The sequence below is a fragment of the Desnuesiella massiliensis genome (assembly GCF_001403615.1).
GTDB lineage: Bacteria > Bacillota > Clostridia > Clostridiales > Clostridiaceae > Desnuesiella > Desnuesiella massiliensis.
The window spans coordinates 68425-84816 of sequence record NZ_LN879450.1; the positions used below are offsets into that span (position 1 = coordinate 68425).

The window sequence follows — 16392 nt, forward strand, 5'->3', positions numbered from 1 at the left end:
TTAATATTATTTTTAATCTTCTAACTCCTTTTCTTAAGGTTCTTAAAATAAAAAAACAATAGTTGAAGCCCCCCAGCTTCAACTATTGTTGTCCCCCTTATATAAAAAACCCTCTTTTTATTCATTGTATAATATACACAAATTACATCTTTTATAAGCTAAATCCCCTATTTTAGCTTATGGATAAACAATCCGCTCCTTAGTTTTGGCTCAAACCATGTTGATTTAGGAGGCATTACCTTCCCTGCATCTGCAATAGCCATCAAGTCATCAATGGTTGTAGCAAACATGGAGAAGGCTACTTTCATTCCTCCCTCTACTCTTCTTTCTAATTCTTTCAGACCTCTAATTCCACCGATAAAATCAATTCTCTTGTCCGTTCTAGGATCTTTAATTCCTAAAATAGGATCTAATAAATTATTCTGAAGAATAGATACATCTAATCTATCAACAGGATCATTAGGATCATAAGTTCCCTCTTTTGCAGTAAGCTTATACCATTTTCCATCCAAGTACATTCCGTAGGTATGTTTACTAGAAGGCTTATATGGTCCTTCCCCTTCATATAGGCTCACGTCAAATTTTTCCGCAGTCTTAAGCATATATTCCTCGGTTGAAAAGCCATTTAAGTCCTTAACAACCCTGTTATAGTCCATAACATATAGGTCCTCATCTGGGAAAATTACTGATAAAAAGAAATTAAATTCTTCGTTTCCTGTAAAGTCAGGATTTTGTTCTCTTCTCATTTTTCCAACTTTTACTGCCGATGCAGCCCTATGATGTCCATCTGCAATATATAAATAGTCTACCCCTTTAAATAGATCACATAATCTTTCTATAGTATCATTACAATCTATAACCCAAACCATATGAGCTATTCCATCTTCAGATACAAAGTTATATACAGGTTCTTTTTTAGTCCAAGCCTCAACTATATCAGAAATCTCTTTTTTATTTCTATAGGTTAAGAATATAGGACCTGTATTTGAATCACAATAGTCTACGTGATTTATTCTATCTTGCTCTTTATCTGCTCTAGTGTGCTCATGCTTTTTAATAACATCCTTCATATATTCATCTATAGAAGTGCACCCTACTAAGCCTGTCTGCACTCTGCCATCCATTACTTGTCTATAAATATATAGATAATCTTCCCCATCCTGTATAAAGGTATTTTCCTCTATCATCCTATTTAAATTTTTCCTAGCTTGTTCGTATACTTCTTTACTATATAGGTCAATACTAGAATCTAGATCTATTTCTGCTTTATCTACATGTAGAAAAGAGTAAGGATTGTCCTTTACCATTTCTCTAGCTTCTTCGCTGTTCATTACATCATAGGGTAGAGCTGCAACTTTATCAGCCAAGTTCTTTTCAGGTCTTACTGCCTTAAAAGGTTTTACTACTGCCATTAATTTTAACCCCCTGTGTTAGGGAATCACTACGTAAACTTAATTTATACATGTTCCCAAATGCCAATCTTCAAGGGATTTTGGTGCATATATAAATTAATAGTTGAAGTTGTTTCCCTAATATATTGTATTTTTAAAATATAAAATTTATAACTTATTCAAGCAGAAAAATCCTTGAGCATAGGAAATTTTCTGCTTGATTAATTAAACCTTAGATCTATATATTTTTTCTATTTTAAAAAATTCTTTATAATACTTACTATCTCTTCACCTATTCTTGTTTGTGCTTCTATAGTAGAAGCTCCTATATGTGGTGTTACTGAAACTTTAGGATGGTTTACTAGCTCCATATTCTTCGTTGGTTCTTCTGCAAACACATCTATTCCCGCTCCGGCCAATTTTCCACTATTTAAAGCCTCTAATAAAGCCTCCTCACAAACTACGCCACCCCTTGCGCAGTTTATTATATAAGCTCTGTCCTTCATCATCGCAAGCTCTTCTTTTCCAATTACCGCACCTTTACTCTTATCTAATGGAATATGAAGAGAAACAAAGTCTGATCTCTTTAATAAATCCTGTAATCCACAGTATTCATACTCATCATAACCTTCTGCTTTTCCGCTTCTATTAGTATATAGCACCTTCATTCCTAACACATGGGCTCTCTTAGCTAGCTCTTTAGCTATTCTTCCAAAGCCGATTAAACCTAGAGTTTTTCCTGAAAGCTCTATTCCCTCATATTTTTTCTTTTCCCACTTGCCTTCTCTCATAGTTATATTAGAATCACCAATAAATCTGGTCACCGCAAACATATGAGCTAGGGCTAATTCCGCTACGGAAGCACTGCTTGCGTTTGGAGTATTTGTAACCTTAATGCCTTTTTCTTCAGCATAAGCTACATCAATATTATCTACTCCAACTCCGCCACGAATTACAAGCTTCAGTCTACCGCTTTCTAAAGCTTTATCTATTATAGGCTTTCTAACCTTTGTGGCTGATCTTACTACTAGCGCATCAAAATTATTTAACTCTGCTCCTAAAGCTTCTGGTTCATAGAACTGTTCTACTACCTCAAAGCCAGCTTTTCTTAAATCTTCCACCGCACTTTTTTCCATACCATCAGTTATTAAAATTCTATGCATTAAAGGCCCCCCTCAACTAAGCATATAGTGTAGTATTTCTATTTAAATCCTAATACTTCATCAAGAACACTTAATACTTCATTTATGTCTTCCATTTGACAGTCTGCCATATGAGCTATTCTAAAGGTCTTATCTTTTAGTTTTCCATATCCATTAGATATCTGGAATCCTCTTTCTCCAAGTTTTTTATTTAATGCAGATATATCCATACCTGTAGTGTTTTTAATATTAGTTAAGGTATTAGATAAATATCTTTGGTCTGGGAATATCTCAAAATGTTCTCTAGCCCAAGCTCTAACTACTTCTGCCATAGCTTTATGTCTTTCAAATCTATTTTCTAATCCTTCTTCATTCATTATTCTATCAAGTTGATAGTCTAAAGCATACATATGTGATAATGAAGGTGTTGATGGATATTGATAATCCTTCTTTTGAATGTATTCATATAAAGATAATAAATCTAAGTATAATCCTCTATGTGGTACTTTCTTAGCTCTTTCTACTGCTTTTTCTGAGAAAGTACAGATTGCTAATCCTGGAGGCAATCCAATTGCTTTTTGAGTTGATGTTATACAAATATCCACTCCAAGTTTGTCTACTTCAATTTTTGTACCAGCTGCTGAACTTACAGTATCTAAGCAATATACTACTTCAGGATATTTCTTCATAACCTCTGCAATTTCTTCTACAGGATTCATTACACCTGTGGAAGTTTCATTGTGAGTTATGGTTATAAGGTCATATTTTCCTGTAGATAAAACCTCATCTACTAGCTCTGGTGTTGTTGGTGTTCCCCATTCAACTTCAAATAAGTCTGCAGGCACATTATTAGATGTAGCCATTTCATACCATCTGTTTCCGAAAGATCCTACAGAAAAAACTGCTGCTCTTTTTGCAGTACATGAACGAACTGCACCTTCCATAAGTCCACTACCAGAAGTTGTTGAAAGTAAAATTTCACTTTCTGTATAGAATAATTTTCTCATGTTGTCACTTATTCTTCTTTGAAGCGCTGAAGCATCTTTGCTTCTATGGCCTATCATAGGCGTTGCCATCTTTTCTAATACATCTGGTCTAACTTCTACTGGTCCTGGTATAAATAGTTTTTTGTGCATTAATCAACCCTCCAAATTATGACTCTAGCTATAGATAATATGCAATTTAATCATCTAAGCTTATGCCATTTTAATTTCAAATTAATATACCCCGCTGAATTTTTGTAACCATTTACATTTTACCATTAGATAATTCTTTTCTCAATATTCTTAAAAATAAATATATATAGTTTTTTATGAATTATTAAAATTTTTTCCTAGACTTTTTAATATTTTTTGTAATATCCTCTAAAAAAATTTCACATTCTTTCAAAAAACTATGCTTAAAGATATTATAATATGAATTTTAGATAATATTGAATTTTTTTATTATGTTAATTCATCAATTTATTATACTAAATCATAGAATCGCAAGTTTTAGAATACTCTAATGGTGATTATATGCTATACTAAACATTATATGCTATTATATTAATATATTCAATTACAAATTACTTCCTAATATTAGCCATGTCAAAAAAACTAGTTAGTTAGCCTGTCTATTTTAGGTAATATTGAGTCCACTACTAATTTGTATTAATGAGATTTTTCATGTAGTCGTATAGATCCTTTATACATTTTCCTCTAACAAAATTTGAGCAGTTATCACAGCTATTTGAGAGCGGCCCTCCCATGCTTATTATAGATGAACCATATCTTGCATCATACCCCGGGCAATTTTCTCCGATTATACTTTTTAGTTGATCTTTATACACTGTTACCACCTCGTTTTTATAGGTTATTATTGTGTATAGTTTCGCCCTAAAGATCATTAAATATGTAAATGTAACAAATGAATAAGCGTTATACAAATAAAAAAGACAAGATTGCCGCTATATATCAGCATTAATCTTGCCTTTAAATTTATTATTCAATAATTAAAGCTTATAAATCTCTTTATATTTATTATTTAAGTATTCTATAAAATACTTAGCTGTTAGCTCTTCCCCTGTCACCATTTTAATGAGCTCAGCAGGCTTGTGCACTCCACCATGTTTATGAATATTATCCTTTAGCCATTGATGAATGGACATAAGATTACCTTCTTGTATTTCTTTGAAAACCTCTGGTATATCCTTAATCATCTTATTTAAGAATTGGGCACCATAAAGATTTCCTAAAGCATAGCTAGGGAAATATCCAAAGCTTCCATCGGACCAGTGAACATCTTGAAGCACACCCTCAGCATCATTTTTAGGCTCTACACCTAAATACTCTTTATATTTTTCATTCCATAGCTGTGGTAGGTCTTTAACTTCTACTTCTCCCTTTATAAGCGCCTTTTCTATTTCATATCTTATAATAACATGTAAGCTATAGGTTAGCTCATCCGCTTCTGTCCTTATAAGAGAAGGTTCTATCACATTTATTCCTCTATAAAAGTCCTCAAAAGAAACGCCTTCAAACTGTGAAAATACTCTTTGGACTTCAGGGTAAAAATAATTCCAAAACTCCTTACTTCTTCCTATTATGTTTTCATAGAATCTTGATTGTGATTCATGGATACCCATGGATACTCCTGAATTCAATCCTGTTCCATCTAATTCATCTGGTATATTCTGCTCATAAATACCATGACCACCTTCGTGAATTGTGCTAAATAGAGCGCTTCTAAATTCATTTTCTAGGTATTTTGTTGTTATTCTCACATCTTTATTACCAAAGTTAATAGTAAACGGATGTACACTTTCATCTAATCTTCCAGCTTCAAAATCGTAACCCATCTTTTCTAATACATATAAACTAAATTTCTCTTGAAGCTCTTTTGAAAATTTCTTTTTAAAGAACTCGTCTTTTATTACTACATTACTGGCTTTAATTTTATTTAACAAATTAACTATGGCATCTCTTAATTCTCCAAATACCTTATCTAATTTTTCTACAGTTATGCCAGGCTCATAAAAGTCTAGTAAGGTGTCATATTTATTTTCTTTATATCCCCAATATTCAACGAATTCCTTTGTAAACTCTACTACCTTTTCTAGATAAGGCTTGAATATATTAAAATCTGACTTTTCCTTAGCCTCTTCCCAAGCTACCTCAGAACTTGTCTTTAAAATAACAAACTCCTTGTATCTATCTTCTGGTATTTTCTTTGTTTGATCATAGGTCTTTCTAGCCTCTTCTAACATAGCCTTAGAAACCACATCTAAATCTTCCACTATAGAAAAGTAGTCAATAAAGGACTTCATCTCATCAGAAGTTTGAAGTTTATATATTTCACTGTATAATAATCCTAGAGCATCCCCTCTTTGAGCTGCCCCTTTCTTGGGCATGTTTACTCTCATATCCCAATATAGAACTGATGCAGCACTAGATAAGTGCTCTATTTTTCTGATATAGCCTTTGAACTCTTCTAATTTCTTTTGAACTTCTTCCCTCATATCTCGGCCCCCTTAATATTAAAAATATACATAAATAATTCTATTACTTTTAAAAAATCCCTTTATTATTCTAGTATAAGAATAGATTCTGTTTCAGTACAGTATTTTGTAATAATACACTTACCTAAAGTCCTTGGACATCTTTTGCACATACAATCCTGTGCCTGTCCATCACATTTGTTTTCTTTAAAATCTGGGCAAACCTTACAATTATCTGCTATCATTTTTTCCTCCTTAAAATAATGGCCTTAACTTTAGTTTTTGCAAACATAAGAACTCTAGTAACAAGAAATTCTTATGTTTGCACATTAACATATACTCAAAAATACTTATTATGAATTATATCTTAATACATGCTATCATTTTTATACTTTTCTCTATAATTTGTCATTATTTCATTCAATATCTCCGCAGTGGATGGTGGTGTATAGGTTATAGCATTAGCTCCAGCCTTTATGGTTTCTAGTATAGTTTCATCATTAGGCCCTCCTGTAGCAATGATAGGGAAGTTAGGATACATACTCCTGATCTTCTTAACAATATTTGCAGTATTCTTGGCTCCTGATACATTGAGTATAGTAGCTCCTGACTCAACCCTGCCTCTTATATCTTCATATTCTGAAACCACCGTTACAATTATAGGTATGTCAATAGTATCCCTTAAATGTTGAATAACTTCATTAGGGGTTGGATTATTAACCACTACACCCATAGCTCCTTTAAATTCTGCATCTAGAGCTAGGTTAACCACCCTTTTACCCATAGTTATTCCTCCACCAACTCCGCAAAATACCGGTACATCTGCAGCCATCACTAAAGCTTGAGTAATTACTGGTTGAGGCGTAAAAGGATATACTGCAATAATAGCATCCGCATTTGTATTTCTTATGACCGCAACATCCGTACTAAATAAAAAAGACTTAAGTCGCTTACCAAATATCTTTATCCCACTAGCTTCTCTTATAACACTAGGTAATTCTATCATATGATTGCGTAGAGTTCCTTTTATTTCTGGTACTTGTTTCATAAATATTTACCGTTATGTATAGACTATAAAACTCTATAGGTAATTAAGCATCTACAAATAAATATAAAGCTTTATATTTTTATACCTAACGGCATTCACCTCCTTTATAATAAAGTTTTTGAAGTCTTATAATAAACTCATTAAAACAACTGTATCTAACTTTAGGTTGTAAAATTTTAATTTTATAATTTATAAAAAGTATTTAATATATATTTACATAAAATTATTATATCTTTTTAAATAATGTATTTAAAGCATTTAAATCCATTATTTGTTAATTAATTATTAATTTTCAACAGATTTTATGATTAATATGCAATGATTGTCATCAAATAACTGTTAGCATTATTTTGATTTTTCCTTTATAATTATATTGTAAGTTAAATTTCCTTATTAATTCATGTTAATACATTTTTTTAAAAAGCTTTTATAGCTTTTTATGTTAAAAATTTAACTTTCCTATACTATAATATTAAAAGGAGGTCTTTGATGAAGATAAAAATCTATCCTGCTTACTATGTTTGTATGTTTATTTTTACCTCTCTAATAATCTTTGGATTTCTAATTGATTCTCCAAAGGAAATATTTAATGGCATATTAGAAATCATTCTAAACTCTGATATTTTAATTACAGATTATGTTGAACTAGGTGGTATAGGTGCTGCCTTTGTAAATGCCGGACTACTATCTTTAATTTGCATATTCATATTAATATACGTTGGAATAAAGCCAAATGGTTCAACTCTTATGGCACTATGGTTAATGGCTGGCTTTGCCTTTTTCGGAAAAAACCTTCTCAATGTATGGCCTGTAATGATAGGAGTTTGGTTATATTCTAAAGTTCAAAAGGAACCGTTTCTAAATTATACTCTTATAGCCTTATTGGGCACCACTCTTTCTCCTACTGTGAGTCAATTAAGTTTTATTGGACAATTCTCAATTTTAGGTGGAATTCTTATAGGCATTATAATAGGTATAGCCGTAGGGTTTATCCTTCCTCCTTTGGGAGCTTATTGTATCAAGCTTCATCAAGGATATAATCTTTATAACATTGGTTTTGCTGCAGGGCTTCTTGCAACCATGGTAATGTCCGTATTTAGAGCCTTTGGTATTAACTTTGATAAAAGGCTTATATGGAATACAGGGAATAATAAAGTATTCTTTATACTTTTAATATTTTTATTCATTTCACTAATCATAATAGGTTTTATTTTAAATAATAGAAGTTTTAAAGGAATAGAAAAGATATTTAAACACTCTGGTCGATTAGTAAGCGATTATTATCTATTATACGAGAACCTAGCCTTTATTAATATGGGCATCCTTGGTATAATATTTACAATATTCGTAGTACTAGTAAAAGGAGACTTAAACGGCCCTACCATAGGAGCTATTTTTACTATTGCAGGATTTGGAGCTTTTGGTAAACATCCATTTAATGTAGCTCCTTTAATAATTGGAGCATTATTATCTACCTTTTTAAATATATGGACAATAGATTCACCTCAAATGATTTTGTCCTGCCTATTTAGCACCGCTTTAGCTCCTATAGCCGGTCAATATGGGTGGCCCTATGGTATTATTGCTGGGTTTCTACATGTTTGCACAGTTATGAACACAAGCTATTTACATGGCGGATTAAATCTCTATAATAATGGCCTAGCGGCAGGTTTAGTTGCTATTTTACTAGTACCTATAATAAATGCCTTCAGAAAGGAGCCTACGGCATGAAGCACCTAAAGCAAAGAAATATAAGAATAGTAGATGAACTTATGACCTTCTGCTATAAATACGGAACAAAAAAAATACAAATAGATATTTTAGAAGAAGAAGAATATACGGTATTTGCTCTTTCTGCTGAAATTCATGATTTAGACCAAAATGTTTTGGATAATGTCAGCAAATTATTAAATGCACCTCGTCTTCATGAAATGGAAGAATATTATTGGAATCTTACTGGCGATAATGATACTGATAGCGAATTAGCTTTAGTAGGTATGATGACTGATGAAGTTTTTGTTAATTATATGGAAAATAAAATTTTAAATATTATTTTAAAGAGAAAAATATAGTTATAAATACATAGCACCTTAAAGCTTAATGTATTTAATTGTAAAATACTGGATATATATCTATAAGGTATCACTATTATAAATGGTTTTCTGAGAGGAGAGGTTATATTGAAAGTACTTGAAGTAAAAGACCTTCATAAATCCATAGGAAATAAAAAAATTATTAAAGGTATAAGCTTTTCTATAGATGAAGGTCAAATATTTGGTTTTCTTGGTCCTAACGGTGCTGGAAAGACCACTACTATAAGAATGATAGTAGGTCTGATAGCTCCTAACAAAGGAAATGTAACCATTTGCGACTATGATGTTAAAAGTAATAAAGAAGCCGCCTTAAAGAATGTTGGAGCTGTAGTAGAAAATCCTGAGCTCTATACTTATATGACTGGAATGCAGAATTTAATGCAGATTGCTAGAATTGATACTAGAATAACCAAAGAACATATAGAAAATGTGATAGACTTAGTAGGGCTAAAAGAAAGAATCAATGATAAGGTAAAAAAATATTCTCTAGGGATGAAGCAACGCCTCGGCATAGCTGAAGCTCTTTTATCGAGCCCTAGACTCCTTATATTGGATGAACCTACCAATGGTCTTGATCCCTCTGGTATAAAAGAATTTAGAGATTTAATTAAAAAGTTAGCTAAAGAGAAGAATATGGCGGTATTTGTATCTTCTCACTTGTTAAGCGAAATTCAGCAACTTTGTGATACTGTAGCCTTTATAGACCATGGAGAAATTAAATCTATTGAGAGTGTTACTTCTAGCTTGTCTGCAGTTAACGATGTAGAAAACATAGAAAATATTATTCTATCTACCCCTGATATAGAAAAATGTAAAGAGCTAATTACTAATTTTGATTATATAAATAATTTTTCAATAGATGATTCGCTTATACAAATTAAAATCAATAAGGGTTATACTCCTCAACTAGTAATAGATTTAACTAAAAACAATATTCCTATAGAAGAGGTTTATAAAAAGCAACAAGCCTTAGAGGATAGATATATGCAATTAGTCGAAGGGGGTATTAAATAATGATTAATCTCATAAAGAATGAGCTTCTTAAACTTCATTATAGAAGAAAATTTATTGTAACCCTTATAATCTTAATATCACTTTCACTATTAATATGTATAGGTATGTATGGTATAAATAAATTCGTCAGGCCCGAAGCTCAAATAAGCGCCTTAGAATCTAGTGTAAATCAGTTAAAAAACAGAAAAAACTCTAGCAATATATCAGATAACGAAAAGAAATCCTTAGAACAGCAGATAACTCAGATAGAATTAGAGATAAATAAGCTCAAGCTTGAGAAATCTACATCCAAGGAAGATAATTGGCGGGATCAATTAAAAACAAATTTATCTTCTCTTGAACAACAGCTTACTAATATAGATTCTATAATGGATGAAAACTCTAAGGAAGAAATCTATAAGTCTTATATTACAACAAAATATTTAATTGATAATAATATTAAGCCTACTGCTGGTGCTCCTCTTAATGCCTATATTGGTATTCAAGGCTTAATTCAAGCCTTAGGTGCTATATTTCTAGTAATTATCGTAGCCATAATATCTTCTGATATAGTATCTGGAGAATATACTCCCCCTACTATGAAAGTTTTGTTAACTAAGCCTATATCTAGAAGCAAGGTATTGCTTTCAAAATTTATTGCTGCATGTATTTCTTCAGTTCTGGTAATAATTATAGTAGAGCTACTACTTTTTATAATAATGGGTATATTGTGGGGCTTCGGAGATCTAAGCTCTCCTGTTATAGCAGGAACAAAATATAAGCTAGGCTTAATAAAAGCTCCTGTTTTCACTAAGAATATTGTTCCAGTATTTAAAAGTTCTTATGTAATACCTGTTTGGAGCTTCCTTTTAAAAATGTTGGCTTTTCAGATACTATTTATACTTTCAACGGTATCCTTCTGCTTTTTACTATCAACTATACTAAAAAGCAGTATGATATCTATGACATTGAGCATACTAGGTACTATAGCCTTAAGTATTTTTACGCAAATACCTTATTTTAATAAGGTATCGCCTTTTATATTTAATTCCTATTCTAATCCTATGAGTGTTATCGATGGAAGTGTTGCACGATCCTATGCCTCTCCATTAATGACACCTCTTATAGGAACTATAGTATTAATATTATGGGGAGTTATATGCTATGCTATAGCTTATGTTACGTTTAATAAAAAGGATATGCTTGTATAATTAATTATACACCTGTACCAAAAGTCTCTGAGGAATTTGTACTTTGGAATAGGTATTAATTAAGTTTATGTATTGTTTATCTTTATCTAAAGGTTTAAGTTTCAAGGATTAACATACATTGATGAAATAGAGGATATTCACTATTTTATAAGTAATATTTTTAATGATTTAAATATATGACTTTTACAAATTTAAGCAAAATTTAAGATTTCCATAACATTAAATTTAAGATTAAGATGTTATACTAATGATATAGGATAAATAGTTATAAATTATCTCCTCAGATAATCTATAACTATCTATTAAGGTGGATTAGCAATCAAAATATAAATATAAAACCACGTAAGTTCATGGTTGTTAGTCTAAAATACAAGCTTTGTAAGGGGTTGATGAATAATGAGGATTGCTTTTTTTACGGACACATTTTTACCTCAGATAAATGGAGTTGCAAAAACTTTAAGCAAATTTGTTGATTATATGGAAAGAAACCATATTGAATATAAAATATTTGCTCCATCTTTTAAGGAACAAGAATTTTATAGTAATGTAATAAGAGCTAAAAGCTTTAAATTTGTACTATATCCTCAGTGCAGATTATCTTTACCAAATTACTTTGCCATTTCAAAACAACTAGATGAGTTTAATCCTGATATAGTACATGTAGTAACAGAATTTAATATGGGACTTTGTGGTCTTAAGTATGCAAGATCAAGAAATTTACCTTTAGTATCATCCTACGAAACAAATATTTCTCAATATCTTGAATACTATAATTTAAAATTCTTAGAAAGTCCTTCATGGAAATATTTTAAGTGGTTTCATAATAAATGTGATATTAATTTTTGTCCTTCCATAGCTACTGTAGATTTATTAAAAGAACAAGGCTTCGGGAACCCTAAGCTTTGGGAAAGGGGTATAGAAACTGATAAATTCTCCCCTGAGCTTAAAGATCCTTCCTTCAAGAAATCTATAAATGCTGAGGGCAAGCTAGTATTTTTATATGTAGGAAGGGTATCTCCTGAAAAAGATCTTGAGATTTTTGTTAATGTAGCAAAAAGATTAAATGAGAAGTATTATGATAAAATCCATTTTGTAATGATAGGGGATGGCCCATCTTTAAAGGATTTAAAGGATATGGCTCCCGATAATATTACCTTTACTGGCTTCTTAACTGGTGATGCTTTAACCAAAGCTTATGCATCTTCAGATGTATTTTTATTCCCTTCACCTACTGAAACCCTAGGATTTGTAATTTTAGAGGCTATGTCCTCAGGATTAGCTATAATATCCTGTAATGCAGGTGGAGTATCAGATAACCTTATAGATGGATATAATGGCATAGCTTGCAGAGAGAAGCAAGAGGATGATTATTATAATGCTGCAGAAAAAATAATCAATGATGAAAGTTTAAGAAAAAATCTAGCTAATAATGCCAGAGCTTTTGCTTTAACTAAAGATTGGGATAGAACCTTCGACGGCTTAGTTAAAGATTATGAAAGTCTATTATTGGAGAAGCCAACTATGGATAAAGAACAATGTTCTTAGCATTAAACAAAAAAGCGACTTTCGTCGCTTTTTTTCTTAAAATCCATCTCCATCAAATAAGTTTCCTATATTTCCTAATATGCTTCCCTCATCTTTTCTACCTCTACCGGCCACTCCTGCAGCTGCAAAAACTTTAGAAGCTAATCTACTAAATGGTAGGCTTTGAATCCAAACACTACCCGGTCCAGTAAGCGTAGCAAAGAAAAGACCTTCCCCTCCAAATAATGTGTTTTTAACACCACCTACAAATTCTATATCATAGTGAACATCTCTAGTCATAGCCACTAAACAACCTGTATCTACCTTCAGTGTTTGGCCAGGCATTAAATCTTTTTTAATTATTGTTCCTCCTGCGTGAATAAATGCCAAACCATCACCTTCTAATTTTTGTAAAATGAATCCTTCGCCTCCAAAGAATCCTACGCTCAATTTTCTTCTAAAATCAATACCTATAGATACTCCTTTAGCTGCGCACAAGAAGGCATCCTTTTGACAAATTAACTTTCCACCTAGTTCTAATAAATTCATAGGTATTATTTTCCCAGGGTATGGGGATGCAAAGGCTACTTTTTGCTTTCCATAACCTGCATTAGTAAAAGTAGTCATAAACAAACTTTCTCCAGTAAGAACCCTTTTTCCTGCAGAGAATAGTTTATCCATAAATCCTCCTCCACCATGATTTGCATCGCCAAAAATAGTTTCCATCCTTATAGCGCTATCCATCATCATCATTCCGCCAGCTTCTGCTATAACTGTCTCATTAGGATCCAATTCAATTTCCACAAACTGCATATCGTCTCCATAAATTTTGTAATCAATTTCGTGTGCTAACATAAATCTACTCCCCTTCTTAAATTAATAATTCATTATATACTTATTCATTGATACTACAGGCACCATTATCGCATCTAAAAGCCTTTTGTCCTTTATATCCAATTTCATTTAAAACCTTTTTTACTATTCTTTTTCCTATTTCATCCTCACTCATTTCACATAGTGCATCTTCAAGGCTTCCCCATTCAACCCATTCTACTTCTGAGGATTTATGTATATGCCCACTTTCATATTTTGCCATGAAAGTTAACATAATAATTTCTCTTGATTTTAAATATTCACTTCCTAAGTATTTTATTTCTCCAACAGTAATACCAGTCTCTTCCTTTACCTCTCTTCTCACTGTTTCTTCTACAGTCTCTCCGTTAGTCACATAACCTGATACTAATACTTTAGAATTCTTAAATATATAACTCTGCTTTAATAGCAAAATTTTATCTTCTTTTATAACTGCAGCTATTATACAAGGCTTAGGGGTGTCAAAATACATCATATCATCTACAGCACAATAAGGAACTCCACCTTCATCAAAGCTATACTTTTCTATTAATTTTGTGCCGCATATAGGGCAATATTCAAATTTCATTATTAAAGTACCCCCTTATTTATAAACAACTTCTAATTTATTCTAGCATACTAAACAGGTAAAAGCTACAGAATAACCTTTACCTCTCTATCTAGCCTTATAAGGTTATGTTCTACCCGACAACTATATGCAAACACATCTACACCATTATTGTAAGCTTTTCTTAAAGCATCTCCAAAAACTTTGTCCATACTATCATGAGGAGTAAAAGCTTCCACATTATCCATCTGTATTAAAAATATTACGCCTGCCCCTCTGCCACTCTTCTTTACTTCTATAAGCTCTAAAAGATGTTTAGTACCTCTTTCTGTAGGAGCATCAGGGAACTTTGTAAGCCCGTCTGTCTCGTAAGTCACCCCTTTTACTTCTAAATAATACTCTTGCTCAGGTATCTCTATATCCGAAATACTTAGTTTAAAATCAAATCGGCTATTTCCAAAGGTTTTTTCCCTATTTACATGTTTATATTTTGATAAGGCATATATTCTTCCTTCTTTAAGTGCTTCTTCTACAACTTTATTAGGTATTTGAGAGTCTATATTAATCAATTTATCCCCCTTATATCCAGCAATTAAATCAAAGGATGTTTTTCTTTGTGGATTATCTTCCTTTCTTAATATAACCTCTGTTCCAGGAGTAAGTATCTCTCTACATCTGCCTGTATTAGGTACATGAACCATTATCTCTTCTCCATTTAATTCTACAAATCCCTGAAATCTATTTGGTCTTCTTATAAATTTTGCAATTTTTATCTCTTTATTTATAATCATTTTTTTCTCCTTTAAAACTTATCCACTTATTTTTTTCAAAGTTATCCACGTTATCCACAGATTTTATCCACATGTATGTTAATTTAAAATACTGTAATATTTTACAATATATCTCAAAATATTTTCATATATTACCTTTTTCTTTTCATAAATTTTTTACATATAGATTATATACATTTTCAAGCGCTATTGTACATACTTTATTATATTTAAAAATAGAGTATTTTAAAAGCATAGAACTAAAATATTTATCAACAATATACACATAACTTATCCACATTATAAACAAAACACATTAGAAATTGTTGATATCTTTATATAATCAAAATAGGATCTCCTTTGAAAATATATTTTTCTGAAAAGAGATCCTATTTTATTATTCTCCTTATTAATTTTCTACAGCTCTCTTAAATACAATGAGATCACTATTTAACTTTGGAAGCCATCCCTTTCCTTCTTTTGGAACTTCCATAATTCCAACTAACTCCCAGCCTTGTGATCCATAATTGTTTAGTTCTTCTTGAAATTTTAGTGAATCTTTTAAGTTTATATTGTTTTCTAGTTCTATTGATTTATACTCCCATTTCATTTACATTACTTCCTTTCCAATTAAGATTAAAGAGAAATAACTGATTATTGATTTTTTAATAAAATACTCATAAATAGTTTTTTAATCATTATGCTATATTATACTATTATACAATTTTTATTTTTTGCAATAAAAAAACTTCCCATAAAAATAGGAAGTTAATCTTTATTATATGGTGCAGGTGAAGGGAGTCGAACCCCCACGCCGTTGGCGCTAGATCCTAAGTCTAGTGCGTCTGCCAATTCCGCCACACCTGCAAATATAATTATCTCGATGCATAATATTATACACCGAGTAATATAGGAACTTATGGTGACCCCTAGGGGAATCGAACCCCTGTTACCACCGTGAAAGGGTGGTGTCTTGACCGCTTGACCAAGGGGCCATGCCTTTATAAAATAATAAATCTGGCGACGACCTACTCTTCCACAAAGTCTCCCTTGCAGTACCATCGGCGCGGTAAGGCTTAACTTGCGTGTTCGGTATGGGAACGAGTGTTACCCTTACGCCATAATCACCAGATTTTCTTATTTAGTTCTGAAAGAAGCTTGTTCTTTCAAAATTGCACATAGAATTGGATTCATGTATATTGATCAAGCCCTCGATCTATTAGTATCAGTCAGCTGAACATGTTACCATGCTTACACCCCTGACCTATCAACCTTGTGTTCTTCAAGGGATCTTACTAGCTTAACGCTATGGGAAATCTCAT

The 16392-nt window shown here is 31.8% G+C and carries 16 protein-coding genes, 2 tRNA genes and 2 rRNA genes; 5 read left to right on the forward strand and 15 right to left on the reverse strand.

Annotated features, from left to right (window positions below):
• Positions 1–167: 167 nt before the first annotated feature.
• The 7 genes from BN2665_RS00610 to BN2665_RS00640 all read right to left on the reverse strand — a co-directional run bounded on the left by BN2665_RS00610 (position 168) and on the right by BN2665_RS00640 (position 7059).
• On the reverse strand, positions 168–1412 hold the full coding sequence (locus tag BN2665_RS00610; protein WP_055665186.1) for a DUF1015 domain-containing protein: 1245 nt from the start codon (positions 1410–1412) through the stop codon (positions 168–170).
• A 230-nt stretch (positions 1413–1642) separates the two neighbouring features.
• Positions 1643–2554: a D-2-hydroxyacid dehydrogenase gene (locus BN2665_RS00615; protein WP_055665187.1), complete on the reverse strand. Its 912-nt coding sequence runs from the start codon at positions 2552–2554 to the stop codon at positions 1643–1645.
• 38 nt (positions 2555–2592) lie between these two features.
• Positions 2593–3669 carry a pyridoxal-phosphate-dependent aminotransferase family protein gene (locus BN2665_RS00620; RefSeq protein WP_055665188.1) on the reverse strand — a complete coding sequence of 359 codons (1077 nt, stop codon included), beginning with the start codon at positions 3667–3669 and terminating at the stop codon, positions 2593–2595.
• A gap of 506 nt (positions 3670–4175) precedes the next feature.
• Positions 4176–4364, reverse strand: a complete 189-nt coding sequence (locus BN2665_RS00625) for a hypothetical protein (RefSeq protein ID WP_055665189.1) — start codon at positions 4362–4364, stop codon at positions 4176–4178.
• A 162-nt stretch (positions 4365–4526) separates the two neighbouring features.
• Complete coding sequence (locus tag BN2665_RS00630; RefSeq protein ID WP_055665190.1) at positions 4527–6032, reverse strand: carboxypeptidase M32; 1506 nt, start codon at positions 6030–6032, stop codon at positions 4527–4529.
• 65 nt (positions 6033–6097) lie between these two features.
• Complete coding sequence (locus BN2665_RS27250) at positions 6098–6256, reverse strand: hypothetical protein (protein WP_055665191.1); 159 nt, start codon at positions 6254–6256, stop codon at positions 6098–6100.
• A 122-nt stretch (positions 6257–6378) separates the two neighbouring features.
• A complete protein-coding gene (locus BN2665_RS00640; RefSeq protein WP_055665192.1) occupies positions 6379–7059 on the reverse strand; it encodes a beta/alpha barrel domain-containing protein in 681 nt (226 codons plus the stop codon).
• A gap of 489 nt (positions 7060–7548) precedes the next feature.
• Between BN2665_RS00640 and BN2665_RS00645 the strand changes: the two genes are divergently transcribed.
• The 5 genes from BN2665_RS00645 (at position 7549) to BN2665_RS00665 (ending at position 12901) form a co-directional block, all read left to right on the forward strand.
• Positions 7549–8790 (forward strand): DUF1576 domain-containing protein, encoded by a 1242-nt coding sequence (locus BN2665_RS00645; protein WP_055665193.1) that lies wholly within the window; start codon positions 7549–7551, stop codon positions 8788–8790.
• Entirely contained in the window at positions 8787–9131 is a 345-nt protein-coding gene (locus BN2665_RS00650; protein ID WP_055665194.1) for a hypothetical protein, read from the forward strand. Before BN2665_RS00645 ends, BN2665_RS00650 begins: the two co-directional genes overlap by 4 nt.
• A gap of 108 nt (positions 9132–9239) precedes the next feature.
• Complete coding sequence (locus BN2665_RS00655; RefSeq protein WP_055665195.1) at positions 9240–10166, forward strand: ABC transporter ATP-binding protein; 927 nt, start codon at positions 9240–9242, stop codon at positions 10164–10166.
• Complete coding sequence (locus tag BN2665_RS00660) at positions 10166–11356, forward strand: ABC transporter permease subunit (protein ID WP_055665196.1); 1191 nt, start codon at positions 10166–10168, stop codon at positions 11354–11356. The genes BN2665_RS00655 and BN2665_RS00660 overlap by 1 nt, the downstream gene beginning before the upstream one ends.
• 396 nt (positions 11357–11752) lie before the next feature.
• On the forward strand, positions 11753–12901 hold the full coding sequence (locus BN2665_RS00665; RefSeq protein ID WP_055665197.1) for a glycosyltransferase family 4 protein: 1149 nt from the start codon (positions 11753–11755) through the stop codon (positions 12899–12901).
• 36 nt (positions 12902–12937) lie between these two features.
• Here BN2665_RS00665 and BN2665_RS00670 read toward each other — a convergent pair whose 3' ends face one another.
• The 8 genes from BN2665_RS00670 to BN2665_RS00705 all read right to left on the reverse strand — a co-directional run.
• The gene (locus tag BN2665_RS00670) at positions 12938–13735 is read right to left on the reverse strand and encodes a TIGR00266 family protein (protein ID WP_055665198.1); all 798 of its coding nucleotides are present in this window, start codon (positions 13733–13735) and stop codon (positions 12938–12940) included.
• A gap of 40 nt (positions 13736–13775) precedes the next feature.
• Positions 13776–14321 (reverse strand): NAD(+) diphosphatase, encoded by a 546-nt coding sequence (locus tag BN2665_RS00675; RefSeq protein ID WP_055665199.1) that lies wholly within the window; start codon positions 14319–14321, stop codon positions 13776–13778.
• A 65-nt stretch (positions 14322–14386) separates the two neighbouring features.
• Positions 14387–15091 (reverse strand): DNA/RNA nuclease SfsA, encoded by a 705-nt coding sequence (gene sfsA, locus BN2665_RS00680; RefSeq protein WP_055665200.1) that lies wholly within the window; start codon positions 15089–15091, stop codon positions 14387–14389.
• 388 nt (positions 15092–15479) lie between these two features.
• Complete coding sequence (locus tag BN2665_RS00685; protein ID WP_055665201.1) at positions 15480–15680, reverse strand: DUF4177 domain-containing protein; 201 nt, start codon at positions 15678–15680, stop codon at positions 15480–15482.
• A 173-nt stretch (positions 15681–15853) separates the two neighbouring features.
• A tRNA-Leu gene (locus BN2665_RS00690) sits at positions 15854–15937 on the reverse strand.
• Positions 15938–15990: 53 nt separating this feature from the next.
• A tRNA-Glu gene (locus BN2665_RS00695) sits at positions 15991–16065 on the reverse strand.
• Positions 16066–16085: 20 nt separating this feature from the next.
• A 5S ribosomal RNA gene (gene rrf, locus BN2665_RS00700) occupies positions 16086–16202 on the reverse strand.
• A gap of 67 nt (positions 16203–16269) precedes the next feature.
• Positions 16270–16392, reverse strand: a 23S ribosomal RNA gene (locus tag BN2665_RS00705); the annotation flags it as partial.

Bases quoted from the DNA above. Each gene is read 5' to 3' on its own strand.
- BN2665_RS00640 (WP_055665192.1), bottom strand. From the start codon at position 7,059: ATGAAACAAGTACCAGAAATAAAAGGAACTCTACGCAATCATATGATA.
- BN2665_RS00620 (WP_055665188.1), bottom strand. From the start codon at position 3,669: ATGCACAAAAAACTATTTATACCAGGACCAGTAGAAGTTAGACCAGAT.
- BN2665_RS00675 (WP_055665199.1), bottom strand. From the start codon at position 14,321: ATGAAATTTGAATATTGCCCTATATGCGGCACAAAATTAATAGAAAAG.
- BN2665_RS00650 (WP_055665194.1), top strand. From the start codon at position 8,787: ATGAAGCACCTAAAGCAAAGAAATATAAGAATAGTAGATGAACTTATG.
- BN2665_RS27250 (WP_055665191.1), bottom strand. From the start codon at position 6,256: ATGATAGCAGATAATTGTAAGGTTTGCCCAGATTTTAAAGAAAACAAA.
- BN2665_RS00685 (WP_055665201.1), bottom strand. From the start codon at position 15,680: ATGAAATGGGAGTATAAATCAATAGAACTAGAAAACAATATAAACTTA.
- BN2665_RS00645 (WP_055665193.1), top strand. From the start codon at position 7,549: ATGAAGATAAAAATCTATCCTGCTTACTATGTTTGTATGTTTATTTTT.
- BN2665_RS00615 (WP_055665187.1), bottom strand. From the start codon at position 2,554: ATGCATAGAATTTTAATAACTGATGGTATGGAAAAAAGTGCGGTGGAA.
- BN2665_RS00630 (WP_055665190.1), bottom strand. From the start codon at position 6,032: ATGAGGGAAGAAGTTCAAAAGAAATTAGAAGAGTTCAAAGGCTATATC.
- BN2665_RS00670 (WP_055665198.1), bottom strand. From the start codon at position 13,735: ATGTTAGCACACGAAATTGATTACAAAATTTATGGAGACGATATGCAG.
- BN2665_RS00660 (WP_055665196.1), top strand. From the start codon at position 10,166: ATGATTAATCTCATAAAGAATGAGCTTCTTAAACTTCATTATAGAAGA.
- sfsA (WP_055665200.1), bottom strand. From the start codon at position 15,091: ATGATTATAAATAAAGAGATAAAAATTGCAAAATTTATAAGAAGACCA.
- BN2665_RS00610 (WP_055665186.1), bottom strand. From the start codon at position 1,412: ATGGCAGTAGTAAAACCTTTTAAGGCAGTAAGACCTGAAAAGAACTTG.
- BN2665_RS00665 (WP_055665197.1), top strand. From the start codon at position 11,753: ATGAGGATTGCTTTTTTTACGGACACATTTTTACCTCAGATAAATGGA.